At 73.9% G+C, this 16900-nt stretch carries 15 protein-coding genes and 1 pseudogene; 13 read left to right on the forward strand and 3 right to left on the reverse strand.

Annotated features, from left to right (window positions below; translation table 11 throughout):
* Nucleotides 1-78 precede the first annotated feature (78 nt).
* The 3 genes from IRY44_RS26590 (at nucleotide 79) to IRY44_RS26600 (ending at nucleotide 3526) form a co-directional block, all read left to right on the forward strand.
* Entirely contained in the window at nucleotides 79-1434 is a 1356-nt protein-coding gene (locus IRY44_RS26590; protein ID WP_194802955.1) for a hemolysin family protein, read from the forward strand.
* Complete coding sequence (locus IRY44_RS26595) at nucleotides 1431-2495, forward strand: hemolysin family protein (RefSeq protein ID WP_194802956.1); 1065 nt, start codon at nucleotides 1431-1433, stop codon at nucleotides 2493-2495. Before IRY44_RS26590 ends, IRY44_RS26595 begins: the two co-directional genes overlap by 4 nt.
* A gap of 101 nt (nucleotides 2496-2596) precedes the next feature.
* On the forward strand, nucleotides 2597-3526 hold the full coding sequence (locus tag IRY44_RS26600; RefSeq protein WP_194802957.1) for a sporulation protein: 930 nt from the start codon (nucleotides 2597-2599) through the stop codon (nucleotides 3524-3526).
* 13 nt (nucleotides 3527-3539) lie between these two features.
* On the opposite strand, the gene leuE is transcribed toward IRY44_RS26600, so the two are convergent.
* On the reverse strand, nucleotides 3540-4202 hold the full coding sequence (leuE, locus tag IRY44_RS26605) for a leucine efflux protein LeuE (protein ID WP_026268027.1): 663 nt from the start codon (nucleotides 4200-4202) through the stop codon (nucleotides 3540-3542).
* Nucleotides 4199-5446: a bifunctional pyridoxamine 5'-phosphate oxidase family protein/GNAT family N-acetyltransferase gene (locus IRY44_RS26610; protein ID WP_194802958.1), complete on the reverse strand. Its 1248-nt coding sequence runs from the start codon at nucleotides 5444-5446 to the stop codon at nucleotides 4199-4201. Before IRY44_RS26610 ends, leuE begins: the two co-directional genes overlap by 4 nt.
* A gap of 38 nt (nucleotides 5447-5484) precedes the next feature.
* Between IRY44_RS26610 and IRY44_RS26615 the strand changes: the two genes are divergently transcribed.
* Nucleotides 5485-6822 carry an aminotransferase class I/II-fold pyridoxal phosphate-dependent enzyme gene (locus IRY44_RS26615; RefSeq protein WP_194802959.1) on the forward strand — a complete coding sequence of 446 codons (1338 nt, stop codon included), beginning with the start codon at nucleotides 5485-5487 and terminating at the stop codon, nucleotides 6820-6822.
* A gap of 81 nt (nucleotides 6823-6903) precedes the next feature.
* Nucleotides 6904-7602, forward strand: a complete 699-nt coding sequence (locus tag IRY44_RS26620; protein ID WP_043325745.1) for a UdgX family uracil-DNA binding protein — start codon at nucleotides 6904-6906, stop codon at nucleotides 7600-7602.
* 1 nt (nucleotide 7603) lies between these two features.
* Here the strand turns inward: IRY44_RS26620 and IRY44_RS26625 are convergent, their stop codons facing one another.
* Entirely contained in the window at nucleotides 7604-8254 is a 651-nt protein-coding gene (locus IRY44_RS26625) for a 4a-hydroxytetrahydrobiopterin dehydratase (RefSeq protein WP_194802960.1), read from the reverse strand.
* A gap of 83 nt (nucleotides 8255-8337) precedes the next feature.
* Here IRY44_RS26625 and IRY44_RS26630 point away from each other — a divergent pair, with 83 nt between their 5' ends.
* The 8 genes and pseudogenes from IRY44_RS26630 (at nucleotide 8338) to rny (ending at nucleotide 16893) form a co-directional block, all read left to right on the forward strand.
* A complete protein-coding gene (locus tag IRY44_RS26630; protein ID WP_194802961.1) occupies nucleotides 8338-8868 on the forward strand; it encodes a hypothetical protein in 531 nt (176 codons plus the stop codon).
* Between the two features lie 20 nt (nucleotides 8869-8888).
* Nucleotides 8889-10031: an acyl-CoA dehydrogenase family protein gene (locus tag IRY44_RS26635; RefSeq protein ID WP_194802962.1), complete on the forward strand. Its 1143-nt coding sequence runs from the start codon at nucleotides 8889-8891 to the stop codon at nucleotides 10029-10031.
* A 69-nt stretch (nucleotides 10032-10100) separates the two neighbouring features.
* Nucleotides 10101-11413: pseudogene (locus tag IRY44_RS26640) on the forward strand (MFS transporter).
* Nucleotides 11404-11604 carry a DUF3046 domain-containing protein gene (locus tag IRY44_RS26645; protein ID WP_091190932.1) on the forward strand — a complete coding sequence of 67 codons (201 nt, stop codon included), beginning with the start codon at nucleotides 11404-11406 and terminating at the stop codon, nucleotides 11602-11604. Before IRY44_RS26640 ends, IRY44_RS26645 begins: the two are co-directional and overlap by 10 nt.
* Before the next feature lie 185 nt (nucleotides 11605-11789).
* Nucleotides 11790-12839 (forward strand): recombinase RecA, encoded by a 1050-nt coding sequence (gene recA, locus IRY44_RS26650; protein ID WP_013284729.1) that lies wholly within the window; start codon nucleotides 11790-11792, stop codon nucleotides 12837-12839.
* A gap of 11 nt (nucleotides 12840-12850) precedes the next feature.
* Nucleotides 12851-13543 (forward strand): regulatory protein RecX, encoded by a 693-nt coding sequence (locus IRY44_RS31195; protein ID WP_047894669.1) that lies wholly within the window; start codon nucleotides 12851-12853, stop codon nucleotides 13541-13543.
* Nucleotides 13544-13593: 50 nt separating this feature from the next.
* Entirely contained in the window at nucleotides 13594-14298 is a 705-nt protein-coding gene (locus tag IRY44_RS26660; protein WP_194802964.1) for a 3-keto-5-aminohexanoate cleavage protein, read from the forward strand.
* Nucleotides 14299-15126: 828 nt separating this feature from the next.
* Nucleotides 15127-16893, forward strand: a complete 1767-nt coding sequence (gene rny / locus IRY44_RS26665; RefSeq protein WP_194802965.1) for a ribonuclease Y — start codon at nucleotides 15127-15129, stop codon at nucleotides 16891-16893.
* Nucleotides 16894-16900: the final 7 nt, after the last annotated feature.

Below are 16900 nucleotides of genomic sequence, written 5' to 3' on the forward strand. Positions count from 1 at the left end.
CCCGGAGGGCAGCAGTAGCCGGCCGGGTAATACCCGGCGAATTCCCTCCCCGACGACCCCGGGAGCCCTGAACCTCCCGTGTTGATCCTCGTCGGTCTCCTTCTCATCACCGTCCTCACCGCCGCCACCGGTTACTTCGTGGCCCAGGAGTTCGGTTACGTCGCCGTGGACCGGGGCAAGCTCAAGCAGCTCGCCGACGGTGGCGACCGTGCCGCGGCCCGGGCCCTGGAGGTGACCGCGCGGCTCTCCTTCATGCTGTCCGGCGCCCAGCTCGGCATCACCGTGACCGCCCTGCTCGTCGGTTACGTCGCCGAGCCGTTCCTCGGCGCCGGGCTGGCCGACCTGCTCGGCCTGGCCGGGCTGTCCAGCTCGGTCACGCTGCCGTTGTCGGTGGCCCTCGCCCTGGTCATCGCCACCGTGGTGCAGATGGTCCTGGGTGAGCTGGCCCCGAAGAACCTGGCCATCGCGCGGGCCGAACCGCTCGCCCGGGCGCTGTCCCGGTCCACCCTGATCTACCTGAAGATCGCCGGTCCGCTGATCACGCTGTTCGACCGGGCCGCCGTACGGCTGCTCCGCCGCATCGGCATCGAGCCGATCGAGGAGCTGCCCAGCGGCGCCACCCCGCAGGACCTGGAACAGATCATCGCCGAGTCCCGGGAGGAGGGGCACCTCGACGCCGAGATGTCCGACCTGCTGGACCGGGGTCTGGACTTCCGGGAGCTGACCGCCGGGGAGGCGATGGTGCCGCGCGTCGACGTGCACACCATCCGGGCCGACGAGCCGGTCAGCCGGATCGTCGAGCTGCTGGACACCGGCCACTCCCGGTTCCCGGTCAGCGGCGCCGAGGGCGTCGACGACCTGGTGGGCGTGGTCGGCATCGCCGACGTGCTCGGGGTGCCGCCGGCGCAGCGCGCGACCACCCGGGTCGACGCGGTGGCCGTACCCCCGTTGCTGGTGCCCGAGACGCTGCCGCTGCCGACGGTGCTGGACCGCCTGCGGTCCGGGCACCGGCAGCTCGCCTGCGTGGTCGACGAGTACGGCGGCTTCGCCGGCGTGATCACGCTGGAGGACCTGGCCGAGGAACTGGTCGGGCCGATCCGCGACGAGGACGACCCGCCGGACCGGGCCGCGGCCCGGCAGGAGGACGGCTCCTGGGTGGTCCCGGCGCGCTGGCGCATCGACGAGGTCGCCGACAGCACCGGCATCGAGCTGCCCGAGGCGCCCGAGTACGACACGCTCTCCGGCCTGGTGATGCGGGAGCTGGGCCGGGTGCCCGAGGTCGGTGACCGGCTGGAGATCCCGGTCGCCACGGACGGCGACGAGCCGGCCGGCGGCCCGCGGGTGCTGGTCGAGGTGCTGGCGGTTGACCGGCACGTGGCCGACTCGGTGCGGCTTCGGCCCGCCGCCTCGGTGTCCGGGGAGGGTTCCGCATGAGCCCCGGATTCGCGTTGTTCTTCTCCGTGGTGCTGCTGGCGCTCAACGGGTTCTTCGTGGCCGCCGAGTTCGCGCTCGTCGCGTCCAAGCGGTACCGGCTCGAACAGGCGGCCGCCGGTGGCGGCCGGGCGGCCCGCGCGGCGCTGGACGGCGTCCGCGAGCTGAGCCTGATGCTGGCCGGCGCGCAGCTCGGCATCACGCTGTGCACGCTGGGTCTGGGCGCGCTGGCCGAACCGGCCATCGAGCACCTGCTCAGCCCGCTGCTGCACGCGGTCGGCCTGCCCGAGGCGGTCAGTCATGTGGTGGCGCTGGTGTTCGCGCTGTCGCTCGTGACCTTCCTGCACCTGGTGGTCGGTGAGATGGCCCCGAAGTCGTGGGCGATCACCGACGCGGAGCGGTCGGCGATGCTGCTGGCGCTGCCGTTCCGGGCGTTCGCCCGGATCGCCCGGCCGGTGCTGTCCCTGCTCAACGGGCTCGCGAACGCGATGCTGCGCCTGTTCGGGGTGCAGCAGCAGGACCAGCTCGCCCAGGTGCACGGCCCGGACGAGCTGCGCATCCTGCTGGAGCAGTCCCGGGAGCACGGGCTGCTCGGCGCCGAGCAGCACCAGCTGCTGACCAGCATGCTGGAACTCCAGGGCACCACGGTCGCCCAGGTGATGGAGCCGTTCGACCGGATCGTCACGGTGGGCCGGAGCGAGACCGCCGAGCGGATCGAGCACGTCTCCCGCGACAGCGGCCGGTCCCGGCTCGCCGTGGTCGACAGCGGTGGTGAGGTGTGCGGCCTGGTACACGTACGCGAGGCGGTGCGCGCCGTCACCACCGGCCGCCCGGCGACCGCGGAGGAGCTGATGACCAGTGCCTTCACGCTGCCGGCCGAGGCGTCGGTGACCGAGGCGGTGGCCGCCATGCGGGCGCGGCAGGCGCAGCTCGCGCTGGTGAGCAACGGTGGCGGGCCGACCCGGCCGATCGGGTTCGTCGCGCTGGAGGACCTCCTGGAGGAGGTCATCGGCGAGTTCGACGACGAGACCGATCCGGTGCCGCGAGGCCGCCGGATGCGCTGACCGTCGTGATCCGTACCGGCCCGGCGAGGTGGGAGACCACTTCGCCGGGCCGGCGTGGTTCCGGCGGGGCATGGCCGGGCGGGCAGCGGGAAAGCTGCGGCATGCGGTTGACCGGCGTGTCGCGGGACTCCGCCTGGACCGGGCTCTCGGTGAGCACCACGCTGCCCAACCCGAGCACCCGGCCGGGCCTGCGCCTGCCGGGCCGGGTGACGCTCAGCGCCGGCGGGTCGGACGTGCCGGTCCGGCACATCCGGCTCGGCCTGGTCACCCAGGTCGAACCGGAGGACCCGGAGGCGCCGCGCCGCCTGGTGCAGTTCCGGACGTGGACGATCGCGGGACGGTTCGTGGTGCCGGCCGGACGGCGGCGGGCCGTCGAGTTCGCCGTGCCGCTGCCGTGGGAGTCGCCGGTGACCACGTACGGCGGGGTGCCGCTGCTGAGCCTGCGTACCGGGCTGCGTACCGAGGTGTCGGTGGACCCGGAGGTGGACCAGGGCGCGATGGTGCCGGTGCTGATCCACCCGCTGCCCTCCCAGGAGCACGTGCTCGCCGCGCTGGACACGCTCGGCTTCGCGATCCGGCAGGCCGGGCTGCGCGAGGGACGGCTGCCGGGGGTGGAGCAGACGTTGCCGTTCCAGCAGTGGTACGGCTTCTGGGCCGCCCCGCTCTACGCCGGCCCGATGACCGAACTCGAAATGATCATGCTGACCGACTCGGCCGGCATGGAGGTGCTGCTCTGGCTGGACCGGCGGCTCTCCCTGGCCGGGATCACCCACCAGAGCATCAGCCGGTTCCGGGTCTGGCACGCCGGTGCCGACAAGCGTGACTGGGTGGCCACTGTGGACGGCTGGCTGCGGCACGCCATCGACAGGCACGCGGCCGCCGCCGCGCACGCCGACTGGTCGGCCACGATCCGCGAGTCGGCGCACGTCAGCCGCCCGCCCGACCGTCCGGTCGCGCCGGGTTACGGGCTCGGGGGTACGGCCGGCGGCGCGGGCATCGGCGGTGGCGGCGGAGGCGGCGACGGCACCTGACCGGCGCCGCCGGTCAGCCGGCGGCGAGCTTCAGGCTGAAGCCGAGGAACAGCACCGCGACGGCAGTCGTGCCGCTCGCGGCGAGCCGCCGGCGCTGCCGGAACTGCGCCGCCAGGTACGTGCCGGTGAAGATCAGCACGGTCAGGTAGAGCGCGCTGGCGACCTGCGCGATCAGCCCGAGCAGCAGGAACGACAGCGCCGGCCACGCGTACCGGGGGTCGACGAACTGGATGAAGAACGAGACGAAGAACAGGATCGCCTTCGGGTTGAGCAGGCTGATCACCAGCGCCCGCCGGAACGGCTCCCGCTGTTCCGCCGGCTCCACCTCGTCGATCAGGCGCGGCGTGGCCGGGTCGTTGCGGTCGCGCCAGCGCCGCCACGCGCCGCGCAGCATGGCCAGCCCCAGATACCCGAGGTACGCCGCGCCGGCGTACTTGATCACCAGGTAGAGCGGGGGATACGCCTGGAGCAGCGAGGCCACCCCGGCGGCGGAGAGCACCATCAGCACCGCGTCGCCGACGAACACCCCGGCGGCGGCCCGGTAACCGGTGGCCACGCCCCGGCGGGCGGCGGTGGCCAGCACGAAGAGCGAGTTCGGGCCGGGCAGCAGCACGATCGCCACGGTGCCCAGCACGTACGTCCAGATGTCGGTGATCCCCAGCACGCCGGACATCATGACGCCGCGCCCGCCGTCGGGCGAAGCCTTTCCCGCAGGCTGACCTGTGCGTTCGGCCACTCCTGCGCGAGCATCGAGTACTGCACGGTGTCCCGCCAGGAGCCGTCGGCGCGCTGCCGGTGCTGCCGCAGCACGCCCTCCCGGCTGGCGCCGAGCCGTTCGATCGCCCGCTGCGAGCGGTCGTTGCGGATGTCCGTGTGCCACACGACCCGTACCGCGTCCAGGTCGTCGAAGGCCCGGCCCAGCAGCAGCAGCTTGGCCTCGGTGTTCACGCCGGTACGCCACCAGGGGCGGCCCAGCCAGGTGTAGCCGATCGCCAGGGCCCGGCGGACCGGGTCGATCTCGTAGTAGGAGGTCGTGCCGATCACCGCGCCGGTGACGGCGCAGCGCTGGGTCCAGCACACCTGCTCGCCGCGCTCCTGCGCGTCCAGGTAGCCGGCGACCACCCGGCGCATCTCGGCGGCGTCGGCCGGCTGCGTACCGCCCAGGTGCCGCCACACCTCCGGGTCGGCGGTGGCGGCGTACAGCTCGTCGGCGTGGGCGAGGTCGAGCGGCTCCAGCACGACGTGCTCACCGCGCAGCACCGCCGGCTCGTGCCACGGCGAGCGGGCCGAGCGCAGGTACGCCGGCACCGGCGCGCTCACCCCGGGCGCGGGTTCGGGGTGGCCCGGCGTGAGCCGCAGCGGCACCACACCGGCCCAGTACGGCAGCGCCTCGTCGGCCGGTTCGTCGTTGACGCCGCCGCTGCGCATCCGTACCGACACCTCGCGCAGCGGCAGCGCCAGCACGGCGGTCTCGGCCAGCTCGCGCCGGTTCGGCGGGCGGCTGTCGGCGGACCGGCCGGCGGCGACCTTCTCCACCAACGCGGTCAGCACCGCCGCCTTCTCGCCGGCGTCGTCGACCAGGTGGGCGGTGCCGTGCGCCACCACCGACCGGTAGTTGGCGCTGTGGTGGAACTGGGAGCGGGCGTAGATCAGCCCGTCGAGGTGGGTGACGGCGACGCAGACCCTCAGCCCGGCCTCGCCCCGGGCGGCGAGCAGCGGCCGGCTGCCGGTGGACCCGTGCAGGTAGAGCATGTCGCCGATGCGCACGTGCAGGGTCGGCAGGATGCGCGGCTCACCGTTCACGGTGAACGACAGCGCGCAGTGGTACGCCTCGTCGAGCAGCGCGTGGGCGGTGGCCCGGTCGTAGTTCATCCGGTCGCGGGTGCGGGTGGCGGTGGTGCGTTCGGTCGGGGCGTACACGTGACATCCCACCTTTGTTCTAGTACAATCTTTGAACTGTGGCAGCACAATATCAGGTCACCGGCTCGACCTCCGCCGCGATTTCGGCAAGCGTCGAATCCGGCATCCGCACCGGCGATCTCGCCCCCGGCGACGCCCTGCCCGCCGTCCGCGCGCTCGCCGCCGAGCTGGACGTCAGCCCGGCCACCGTCGCGAAGGCGTACCAGGAACTGCGGCAACGCGGCCTGGTCGCGACCGCCGGCCGGCACGGCACCCGGGTCCGCCCCCGCCCGCCGGTCGCCGGTCGCCGTGCCGCGTTGCTGCCCCCGCCGCTGCCCGGCGGCCGTGACCTCTCCGCCGGCCAGCCCGACCCCCGGCTGCTGCCGCCGCTCGGCCCGCACCTGGCAGCGCTCGCCGCCGAGATCGGACCCCCCGGCGGGTACGCGACCGACGCCGTGCTGCCCGACCTGGCCGCCCTGGCCCGGGACCGGCTCGCCGCCGACGGCGTGCCGGCCGGCGCGCTCACAGTCACCGGCGGCGCGCTCGACGGCATCGAACGGCTGCTCGCCGCCCACCTGCGCCCCGGCGACGCGGTGGCGGTGGAGGACCCGGGCTGGGCCAACCTGCTCGACCTGATCGCCGCGCTCGGGCTGCGTACCGTCGGGGTGCCGGTGGACGACGAGGGCCCCACCGTCGGCGGGGTCCGGGCGGCGCTCACCGCCGGGGTCCGGGCGCTCGTGGTGACCAGCCGGGCGCAGAACCCGACCGGCGCCGCCGTCTCCGCCGACCGGGCCGCCGCGCTGCGGACGCTGCTCGCCGACCGGGCCGACCTGCTGCTGATCGAGGACGACCACGCCGCCGAACTGGCCCGCGTACCAGTGCATCCGCTCGCCGGGGCGACAGCGGCGTGGGCCTTCGTCCGGTCGGTGAGCAAGCCCTACGGGCCCGACCTGCGGCTCGCGGTGCTGACCGGCGACGAGGCCACGGTGGCCCGGGTGGCCGGGCGGGCCCGGGTCGGCGCCGGCTGGGTCTCCACGGTGCTGCAACGCCTGGTCGTGTCGCTCTGGCGCGACCCGGCCACCGCCGAGCTGGTCCGGCGCGCGGCGGACAGCTACGACAGGCGGCGCGACGGGCTGGTGGCCGCGCTCGCCGCGCGCGGGGTGGCGGCGCACGGGCGTACCGGGATCAACGTCTGGGTGCCGGTGCCCGACGAGACGGTGACGGTCACGACGCTGCGCGACGCCGGATGGGCCGTGGCGCCCGGCCGGCTCTACCGGATCGCCGCCGCCCCCGCCGTGCGCGTCTCGGTGAGCGCGCTGGACGAGGCCGACATCCCCGCGCTCGCCGACGCCCTCACCGCGGGAGGGAAGGGCCCCCTCTTAACGCATTCGGTATAGGAGGGGCCCCTTCTTAACACCTCCGGGCGAGCGCGGCGGGCCGCTCGCGTGCGCGCCGCCCGACGGGGTAGAACGATCGGCATGGCCGAGACCGAGAGCGCACCCGGCGCACAGGAGTTCATCCCGCCGTCGGCGGACACCATCGACGAGCTGCGCGCCGCGGCGGGCGACTGCCGGGGCTGTGAGCTGTACCGGGACGCCACCCAGACCGTCTTCGGCCGCGGCGACGAGCACGCGCGGGTGGTCTTCGTCGGCGAGCAGCCGGGCGACATCGAGGATCAGAAGGGGCTGCCGTTCGTCGGGCCGGCCGGGCGGCTGTTGCGCAAGGCCGTCGACGACGCGGCACTCGACCCTGCCCAGATCTACCTGACGAACGCCGTGAAGCACTTCCGCTTCGAGCTGCGCGGCAAGCGGCGCATCCACCAGACCCCGGACCGCGTGCACGTCACCGCCTGCCGGCCGTGGCTGGTCGCCGAGTTCGCCCGGCTGCGCCCGGAGATCGTGGTGGTGCTCGGCGCCACCGCCGCCAAGGCGCTGCTCGGCCCGAGCTTCCGGGTGACGAAGCAGCGCGGGGAGCTGCTGCCCTGGCCCGCCGCCGCCCAGCACCCGGAGGACTTCGAGCGGGTGCCGGTCGACCGGACGGGCGCGGTCGCCGACGCCCCGGCGGCCCGGCTGCTCGCCACCATCCACCCGTCGGCGGTGCTGCGCGCCGACAACCAGGACGTCGCGTACGAGGGCCTGGTCGCCGACCTGAAGGTGGCCGCCAAGGCGCTGCGCTGAGTCAGGAGCGCTGCTGCCAGGTGCAGAGGCAGACCTGGTTGCCGTCCGGGTCGGCGAGCACCCAGAAGCTCGGCGCCTCCGCGTCGCTGACCAGCGTCCCGCCGGCCGCCAGCGCGGCGGCGATGCGCGCGTCCACCTCGGCCGGGTCGACCCACACGTCCGGATGCCACCGCTGCCGGGGCTCGTCCCGGCCGGAGCGCTGGAACCAGACGGTGGGCAGCACGCCGTCCGGGTCGCGTACCTCGTCGCCGTCCGGGCCGGGCGGCGCGCCAGGCGCCAGGACCGCCCGCCAGAACGGCAGGACCGCCGCGTGCTCGGGGGTGTCCAGCGCGAGCTCCAGACGGGACAGCCCGGCCGCCGACAGGGTCAGCCCGGAGTCCGCGGCCAGCCCCGAGATGAGCCGGGCCAGCCGCAGGTCACGCTGCGTCACCCCGCCCGCGTCGTGCGACCACAGCCGCACGTCCACGTGGGTGTAGCGCAGGTCCAGATCCGGATGATGATCGACCCGCTCGGCCTCCGCGCCCACCGCGGCCACAAACGCCAGTCCGGCCGCGAAATCGGGGGTACGGATGCGCGTCTGCAACGCGCCCAGCAGGTACGTCCACCCGTCCAGCCCGGCCTCGGCGACCTGTCTCCCCGTGAGTGTGCTCATCCGGCCATCCTGGTCTGTCCGCCGCCCGTCCGCCACCGTCCACAGAGGGCTCACGGATCGACACGCAGGGATACCATCCGGGCATGGCCGACTCCCGACCTCGTGTGTCACTGCTCCGGTTCGGCGCTCCCGGCCCGTACGTGGCCTCCATGCTGTTCGCCGGTCTCCTCTGGCTGCCCATCCGGCTCTGGGAGGAGTGGGACGGGTCCGCGCAGGTCGCGGTGGTCCGTGCCGGTCTGGGCGCGGTGATCTGGGGGTTCGCGCTCTTCTTCACGCTGAGCCGGTTCGGGAAGCCGCGTCCCGCCGAGGCGGAGCGGGCCGCCGCCTGGGCGGTCACCGAGACCGCGCTGCGCCGGGGCGAGCCGCCCGCCGACGAGGCGGGGCGCGCGGCGGTGGCGGACAACCTTGCCGCGGTACGCTGGGGAGCGCTGTTCGGAGCGTTCGGCGGCGTGGTGCTGCTCGGCCCGCTGATCGTGCTCGCGATCCGCGCCGGGTGGGAGTTCGCCGCCGCCGGGTTCGGGATCATCCTGGTCGCGATCCTGGCCGAGGTCGTCCGTACCGGCCGCCGGGAGCGCCGGCTGCGAGCGGCGCTCACCCCTGTCCAGGGCGGGTGAGCGGTGCCAGACTTGCCGGCATGGAGCAGCATCTCTACGAGCCCGTCCACGACGAGTTCCGCGACCTGTGCCGCCGGTTCCTGACCCGGGAGGCGGTGCCGCACCACGAGCGCTGGGAGGCCGACGGGATCGTCGACCGGGAGGTGTGGCGGGCCGCCGGCGCGGCCGGGCTGCTCGGCCCGGACGTCGATCCCGAGTACGGCGGCGGCGGGCAGCGCGACTTCCGGTTCAACGCGGTGCTGGACGAGGAGATCGTCGCGTCCGGGTGCTCGGGCCTCGGGTTCGGGCTGCACAACGACGTGGTCGCGCCGTACCTGACCGAGCTGACCACCGACGACCAGCGCAAGCGGTGGCTGCCGGGCTTCTGCTCCGGCGACCTGGTCACCGCGATCGCGATGAGCGAGCCGGGCGCGGGCAGCGACCTGGCCGGCATCCGCACCGGCGCGGTGCGCGACGGCGACAGCCTGGTCCTCAACGGGCAGAAGACGTTCATCACCAACGGTGAGATGGCCGACCTGGTGGTCGTGGTGGTCAAGACCGCGCCGGACCAGGGCGCGCACGGGGTGAGCCTGGTCGTGGTGGAGAGCGGCACACCGGGCTTCAGCCGGGGCCGCCGGCTGGCCAAGGTCGGGTTGAAGGCCAACGACACCGCCGAGCTGTTCTTCGACGACTGCCGGGTGCCGGCGGAGAACCTGATCGGCACCGAGAACCACGGCTTCTACCACCTGATGGCCAACCTGCCCCGGGAGCGGTTGAGCATCGCCGTGGCAGCGGTGGCGGCCTGCGAGAAGCTGCTCGCGCTCACCATCGAGTACGCCCGCTCCCGCGAGGCGTTCGGGCGGCCGATCGGCCGGTTCCAGCACAACCGGTTCCTGCTGGCCGAGCTGGACACCGAGGTCACGATCGCGCGCACGTTCGTCAACCACTGCATCGCCGAGTTCAACGCGGGCCGCCTGTCGGTGACCGACGCGGCGAAGGCCAAGTGGTGGACCACCGAGCTGCAGACCAGGGTGGCCGACCGGTGCGTGCAGCTGCACGGCGGCTACGGCTTCATGGCGGAGTACCCGGTGGCGAAGGCGTGGCTCGACAGCCGGGTGCAGACCATCTACGGCGGCACCACCGAGATCATGAAGGAGATCATCGGCCGGGGCCTCGGCCTGTAGCGAAACCGGGTGCCGGCCGGACGGGCCGGTGCGGGAGGATGGGGCACCCGTCCCCACCAGGAGCGCCGCATGTCCACCGACCTGACCGCGCCGGCCCCGCCCCGGCCCGACGTCGCCGGCATCCAGCGGCGTACCGTCCGGCTGCTCTTCCTCACCCAGATCATCGGCGGCATCGGCGTCACCATCGGCATCTCGGTCGGCGCGCTGCTCGCCGCCCGGGTCGCCGGCACGGCCCTGGCCGGGCTGGCGCAGAGCGCCGGTGTGGTCGGGGCCGCGCTGCTCGCCATCCCGGTCACCCGGCTGATGACCGCGCGGGGCCGGCGGCCGGGGCTGGTCCTCGCGTACGCGGTCGGCGCGGTCGGCGGCGTGCTGGTGGTGGTCGCCACCGTGACGCGCCTGGTGCCGTTGCTCTTCGTCGGCATGCTGCTGTTCGGCGGCGGCACGGCGGCCAACCTTCAGGCCCGCTACACGGCGGTGGACCTGGCCGAGCCGCAGCGCCGGGGACGGCAGCTCTCGCTGGTGGTGTGGGCCACCACCATCGGCGCGGTGGCCGCGCCGAACTTCGCCGCGCTCGCCGACGAGACCACCCGGGGCTGGGGCCTGCCGGCGCTGGCCGGCCCGTTCGCCTTCAGCGCCGTCGCGTTCACGCTCACCGCCGTCGTACTCCTGGTCCTGCTGCGGCCGGACCCGCTGCTCACCGCGCGCCGGCTGACGGCGGCCGAGCCGGCGCCGGGCGCCGCACCGGCTGTCGCCCGGCGCGGTGGCATGGCCGCCGCGTGGCGCACGGTACGCGGGCGGCCGGCCGCCCGCGTCGGCATCGCCGCTGTCGCGGTGGGGCACCTGGTGATGGTCGCGGTGATGTCGATGACCCCGGTGCACCTCGGCGAGTGGCACTCCGACGCGGACGTGCTACCAGTGGTCGGCCTGGTGCTGAGCCTGCACATCGCCGGCATGTACGCGCTGTCGCCGGTGGTGGGGTGGCTCACCGACCGGTTCGGCCGGCGGCCGGTGATCCTCGGCGGGGTGGCGCTGCTGCTGGCCGCGTGCGCGGTCTCCGGCACCTCGGGGCACAGCACACCGCTGCTGTCGGTGGGGCTGGCGCTGCTCGGGCTGGGCTGGTCGGGCACGATGGTGGCGGGCTCGACGTTGCTGTCGGAGTCGGTGCCCACCGCCGACCGGCCCGGCGTGCAGGGCCTGTCCGACCTGCTCATGGGGCTGGCCGGGGCGGGCGCGGCGGCGGCGAGCGGGTTCGTCATGCGAGCCGTGGGGTACCCGACGCTCACCCTGCTGTCGGCGATCGCCGTGGTGCCGCTGGTGGCGCTGGCACTGCGCCGTACCGGCACGGCACCACTCGACGAGGAGGACTGAACACGTGCGGCTGACCGACTTCTGGACGCGGCTGGAGGAGGCGTTCGGCCCGGGGTACGCGGCCAGCATCGCCAGCGACCAGGTGCTGTCCCAGCTCGGCGGGCGGACCATCGAGCAGGCCCTCGCCGCCGGTGAGGAAACGCACGTGGTGTGGCGCGCCGTGGTCGCCGCCTACCCGGACCGGGTGCCCGCCCGGCTACGCTGAGCAGCCTTTTCGTCGATCCCGCGTGTCGCTTGCCCAGTCGTACACCTGTTCGGCTATTGTCCACAGCGGGGTGCTCGTCCACAGCTCACGGCCCGTCGGCTGGTTTTCTGTCGGACCCAGCGCCTAGCGTGTCCCGCGTGACGCGAAGCTCAGGAAAGACGCCGGCGAAGGCAGGGGTGGCAACGATGGCAGCAGGGCCTGACCGGGAGAAGGCGCTCGACCTTGCTCTCGCTCAGATCGACAAGCAGTTCGGCAAGGGTTCGGTGATGCGGCTGGGGGAGCGGCCCGTCGTGCAGACGGCTGTCATCCCGACCGGCTCCATCGCGCTCGACGTGGCGCTCGGCGTGGGCGGTCTGCCCCGCGGCCGGGTGGTCGAGATCTACGGTCCGGAGTCCAGCGGTAAGACCACAGTCGCGCTGCACGCGGTGGCGAACGCCCAGCGGGCCGGCGGCATCGCCGCGTTCATCGACGCGGAGCACGCGCTCGACCCGGAGTACGCGCGGGCCCTCGGCGTCGACACCGACGCCCTGCTGGTCTCCCAGCCGGACACCGGCGAGCAGGCGCTGGAGATCGCCGACATGCTGGTGCGCTCCGGCGCGATCGACATCATCGTGATCGACTCGGTGGCGGCCCTGGTGCCGCGCGCCGAGATCGAGGGCGAGATGGGCGACAGCCACGTCGGTCTCCAGGCCCGGCTGATGAGCCAGGCGCTGCGGAAGATCACCGGCGTGCTCAACAACACCGGCACCACCGCGATCTTCATCAACCAGCTCCGCGAGAAGATCGGCGTGATGTTCGGCAGCCCGGAGACCACCACCGGTGGCCGGGCGCTGAAGTTCTACGCCTCGGTCCGGCTCGACGTGCGCCGCATCGAGAGCCTCAAGGACGGCACCGACGTGGTCGGTAACCGCACCCGGGTCAAGGTCGTGAAGAACAAGGTCGCCGCGCCGTTCAAGCAGGCCGAGTTCGACATCATGTACGGCAAGGGCATCTCCCGCGAGGGCTCGCTGATCGACGTCGGCGTGGAGCAGGCGATCATCCGCAAGTCCGGCGCCTGGTACACCTACGACGGTGACCAGCTCGGCCAGGGCAAGGAGAAGGCCCGCGAGTTCCTCCGCGAGAACCCGGACGTGGCGGCCGAGATCGAGAAGAAGATCCTGGAGAAGCTGGGCGTCGGCACCGGTGGTGCCGGTGACGCCGCCGGTGGCCCGGAACTGCCGCCGGTCGACTTCTGATCCGCTGACCCGTGGCAGGACGACGCGCCCGTACGGGCCGGGGCTGGGATGCCGGTCCACCCCGTACGGGCGACGCCACAGGTACGCCCCGGCCTCGCCGGGGGCGCCGTGACCGCGCGGCGGAGCCCGATGCAGGGGAGGCTCCGGCTCCGCCGCGCGACGAGGCCGAGGTGGCCCGGGAGATCTGCCTGCGGCAGCTTGCGGTGCGCCCGCGTACCCGGGCCGAGCTGGCCGGCGCGCTGGCCCGGCGCGGCATCTCCGAGGAGGTCGCCGAACAGGTCCTCGACCGGTACGACGAGGTCGGCATCGTCGACGACGCCGCCTTCGCGCGTGCCTGGGTGAGCAGCCGGCACAACGGTCGTGGGCTGGCCCGCCGGGCGCTCGCCAACGAGCTGCGCCAGCGCGGCGTCGACGGCGAGGTGGCCGGCGCGGCACTGGACGGGCTGGACGAGGAGACCGAGGCGCAGACCGCCCGCGCCCTGGTGGACCGCAAGCTGCGCACCGCCAGGGGCGAGCCGGACGCGGTGTTCCGGCGCCTGGTCGGCATGCTGGCGCGCAAGGGCTACCCGGCCGGGGTGGCGATCCGGGCGGTGAAGGACGCGCTCGCCGCGCAGAGCGCCGAGGCGGCCGAGTTCGCCGAGCACATCGACGCGGACGCGCTGGCCGACGCCGAGCACGACCTCGACTCCCGCCGGCTCGACTGACCGACCGGCGGCCGGTGTCGCGGCCGCCGTCCCGAGGGGAGGCGCACACCGTGCTGAAGGCGTGTCTCAACGGCACCCGACGGCGGGACGAGCACCCCGCCGTGCCGCTCACAGCGGCCGAACTGGCCGCCGACGCGGTGCGTTGCGCGGTCGCCGGGGTGGCGGCGGTGCACGTGCACCCGCGCGACGACGCCGGAGCCGAGTCGCTCGACCCGGCGGTGATCGCCGCTGCGGTGACTGCCATCCGGGCCGCCCGTCCCGGCCTGCCGGTCGGCGTGAGCACCGGCGCCTGGATCGTCCCCGACCCGGCCGCGCGGGTCGCCGCCGTCCGCGCCTGGACGGTGCTGCCCGACTTCGCCTCGGTCAACGCCCACGAACCCGGGGCGGCCGAGGTCGCCGCCGCCCTGCACGAGCGCGGCGTGATGGTCGAGGCCGGCCTGTGGACGCCGGCGGCGGTCGATGCCTGGCGCCGCTGGTCCACGCCCACCGGGCGGATCCTCGTCGAGTGCATGGCCGAGCAGGTCGAGACGGCTCTCGCCGACGCGGCGTCGATCCTCGCCGCCCTGCCCGACGGGCACCCGCCGGTGCTGCTGCACGGGGAGGGCCCGGCCACCTGGCCGGTGTACGCGGAGGCGGTCCGGCGGGGTCTGCACACCCGGATCGGCCTGGAGGACACGCTGCTGCTGCCCGACGGCACCCAGACCCCCGACAACGCCACCCTGGTAACCACAGCCCGCACCACCGCCACTCCCTGACCGACCCCACCCGGCCCACCCACCCGGCCCACCCACCCGGCCCACCCCGCCCGGGCCCGCCCCCGCCCGGTCCCGCTCGCTCCAGCCCGGTCGATCATGAAGTTGACGGCACTTCCCGTCCGTTTTGTCCAGGCCAACTTCATGATCACGCCCGTCAACCTCATGATCGTCCGCGGGAGGGGGTTTGTGTCACCGGGGGCCGTGGAGTGACGCCAACTCCTTGATCGTGTGGGGGGTTGGCGGGCGGCGTCGATGAGGGAGGGGGCCTGAGCAGGTCGGGAGTGCCGGGAAGTGGCGCCGGAGGGCGGGGTTTGTCCCGGCCTGTCCGGCATCTGATCACCACTGAGTGACGCCGTAACTTCTCTCCGTCCGGGTGGTTTGATCATGACTCCTTGACCGAACGGCCCCTCGCGACCTAGCCTCGCCATACAGGCTCACTTTGCCCGACCAGCGCAGGCTAAGCGCACAACATAGATCTCGTAACAGAACAGCATCACTTTGGCCAGCTACACCGGCCCTTGACGGAAGCTCCGGAACCTTTCGGAGCCTCCGACAACTGCAACCGGCCGCCAGCGGTGCCCCATGAGGGGGCACCGCCGACGGAAAGCTGCCCACAGCCAGCCGCTCCGGTCGGGCGTCCAGAGCCGCAGGCGCGTGTCCTTCGCGCGTGTCCTGCGGCGCCGACGTTCAGGGGGAGGCGGCCATGCCAGGGCGGCACAGGTTCACCGGCGGTCTGCCACACGGCCCCGACCCCGCATCGGCGGGCGACAGCCCGGCCACCGGGTATCGACAAGTCGGCGACGCCGGCCGGGCCGGCGGAGCGACTCGATGAGCGCCTTCGACATCGTCCTCCTCCTGGTCGTGCTGCTGCTGGTCGTGGTGGTGGTCGGCGCCGTGCTGTTCGGCGTGCGTACCCTCAAGCGGCTCAGCCTGGCGCCCGCGCCGGAGGATCCGGCCTTCATCGCGGAGAAGGACCGGCAGGAACAGTCCCTCGCGGCGTTGCGGACGGCCGCCGACGAGGTGAACAGCACCATCGACGTGGCGAAGTCCGCGGCCGCGGCGGCGCGGGCCGAGGCGGCGGCCGCCAAGGCGGAGGCGAAGGCGGCCCGGGCCGAGGCGCGGCGGGTGCTCGACGACGCCCGCGCCGAGGCCGACACGGTGCTGGAGCGGGCGCACAAGCAGGCCGAGGCGGATGCCGAGCAGTTGCGCGCCACCGCACGGCGCAGCGGCGAGCGGGAGGTGGCGGTGCTGGCCGCGACCACCCGGGAGCAGGCGGCCGAGGTGGAACGCCGCGCCGCCCGGATGGACGAGCGGGAGCGGCTGCACACCGAGGAGGTGGAGCGGCTGGCCGAGCGGGAACGGCAGCTCACCGCCGCCACCGCGGCGCTCGCCGCCCGGGAGGCCGCCCTGACCGAACGCGAGCGGACGCTGACCGAGGTGGAGGAGCAGCGCCGCCGGGAGCTGGAGCGGGTGGCCGGCCTGACCGCCGACGCGGCCCGCACCGAGCTTGTCGAGTCGATCGAGGGGCAGGCGAAGCGGGAGGCCGCGCTGCTGGTCCGGGAGATCGAGGCGGACGCCCGGGGCAGCGCCGAGCAGCGTGCCCGCAACATCGTCGTGGACGCCATCCAGCGGGTCGCGAGCGAGCAGACCGCGGAGAGCGTGGTCAGCGTGCTGCACCTGCCCGGCGACGAGATGAAGGGGCGCATCATCGGCCGCGAGGGGCGCAACATCCGCGCCTTCGAATCGGTCACCGGCGTCAACCTGATCATCGACGACACGCCCGAGGCGGTGCTGCTGTCCTGCTTCGACCCGGTACGCCGGGAGGTCGGCCGGGTCACGCTGGAGAAGCTGGTCCTGGACGGCCGGATCCACCCGCACCGGATCGAGGAGGTCTACGACCTGGCCCGGCAGGAGGTCGAGGAGCTGTGCCTCCGGGCCGCCGAGGACGCGCTGGTCGAGGTCGGCATCACCGAGATCCACCCGGAGCTGGTCACGCTGCTGGGCCGGTTGCGTTACCGGACGTCGTACGGGCAGAACGTGCTCAAGCACCTGGTGGAGACCGCGCACATCGCCGGGGTGATGGCCGCCGAGCTGCGGCTGGACGTGCCGACGATCAAGCGGTGCGCGTTCCTGCACGACATCGGCAAGGCGCTCACCCACGAGGTGGAGGGCAGCCATGCGATCATCGGCGCGGACGTGGCCCGCAAGTACGGCGAGAGCGAGGACGTGGTGCACGCCATCGAGGCGCACCACAACGAGGTGCCGCCGCAGACCATCGAGGCGGTGCTGACCCAGGCGTCTGATGCCTGCTCGGGCGGGCGGCCGGGCGCGCGGCGGGAGAGCCTCGAGGCGTACGTCAAGCGGCTGGAGCGGATCGAGGAGATCGCGGCCGGCAAGCTGGGCGTGGAGAAGGTCTTCGCCATGCAGGCGGGCCGGGAGATCCGGGTGATGGTCAAGCCGGACGACGTGGACGACATCGGCGCGGCGGTGCTGGCCCGGGACGTGGCCAAGCAGATCGAGGAGGAGCTGACCTACCCGGGTCAGATCCGGGTGACAGTGGTGCGCGAGTCGCGGGTCACCGAGATCGCCCGCTGAGCGGCGG

Origin of the sequence: Micromonospora sp. ANENR4 (assembly GCF_015354395.1) — a bacterium.
GTDB lineage: Bacteria > Actinomycetota > Actinomycetes > Mycobacteriales > Micromonosporaceae > Micromonospora > Micromonospora aurantiaca.

What these genes read in the sequence shown, in the direction of transcription:
- IRY44_RS26595 (WP_194802956.1), top strand. Translation starts at nt 1,431, where the DNA reads ATGAGCCCCGGATTCGCGTTGTTCTTCTCCGTGGTGCTGCTGGCGCTC.
- IRY44_RS26600 (WP_194802957.1), top strand. Translation starts at nt 2,597, where the DNA reads ATGCGGTTGACCGGCGTGTCGCGGGACTCCGCCTGGACCGGGCTCTCG.
- leuE (WP_026268027.1), bottom strand. Translation starts at nt 4,202, where the DNA reads ATGATGTCCGGCGTGCTGGGGATCACCGACATCTGGACGTACGTGCTG.
- IRY44_RS26620 (WP_043325745.1), top strand. Translation starts at nt 6,904, where the DNA reads ATGGCCGAGACCGAGAGCGCACCCGGCGCACAGGAGTTCATCCCGCCG.
- IRY44_RS26625 (WP_194802960.1), bottom strand. Translation starts at nt 8,254, where the DNA reads ATGAGCACACTCACGGGGAGACAGGTCGCCGAGGCCGGGCTGGACGGG.
- IRY44_RS26630 (WP_194802961.1), top strand. Translation starts at nt 8,338, where the DNA reads ATGGCCGACTCCCGACCTCGTGTGTCACTGCTCCGGTTCGGCGCTCCC.
- IRY44_RS26635 (WP_194802962.1), top strand. Translation starts at nt 8,889, where the DNA reads ATGGAGCAGCATCTCTACGAGCCCGTCCACGACGAGTTCCGCGACCTG.
- recA (WP_013284729.1), top strand. Translation starts at nt 11,790, where the DNA reads ATGGCAGCAGGGCCTGACCGGGAGAAGGCGCTCGACCTTGCTCTCGCT.
- rny (WP_194802965.1), top strand. Translation starts at nt 15,127, where the DNA reads ATGAGCGCCTTCGACATCGTCCTCCTCCTGGTCGTGCTGCTGCTGGTC.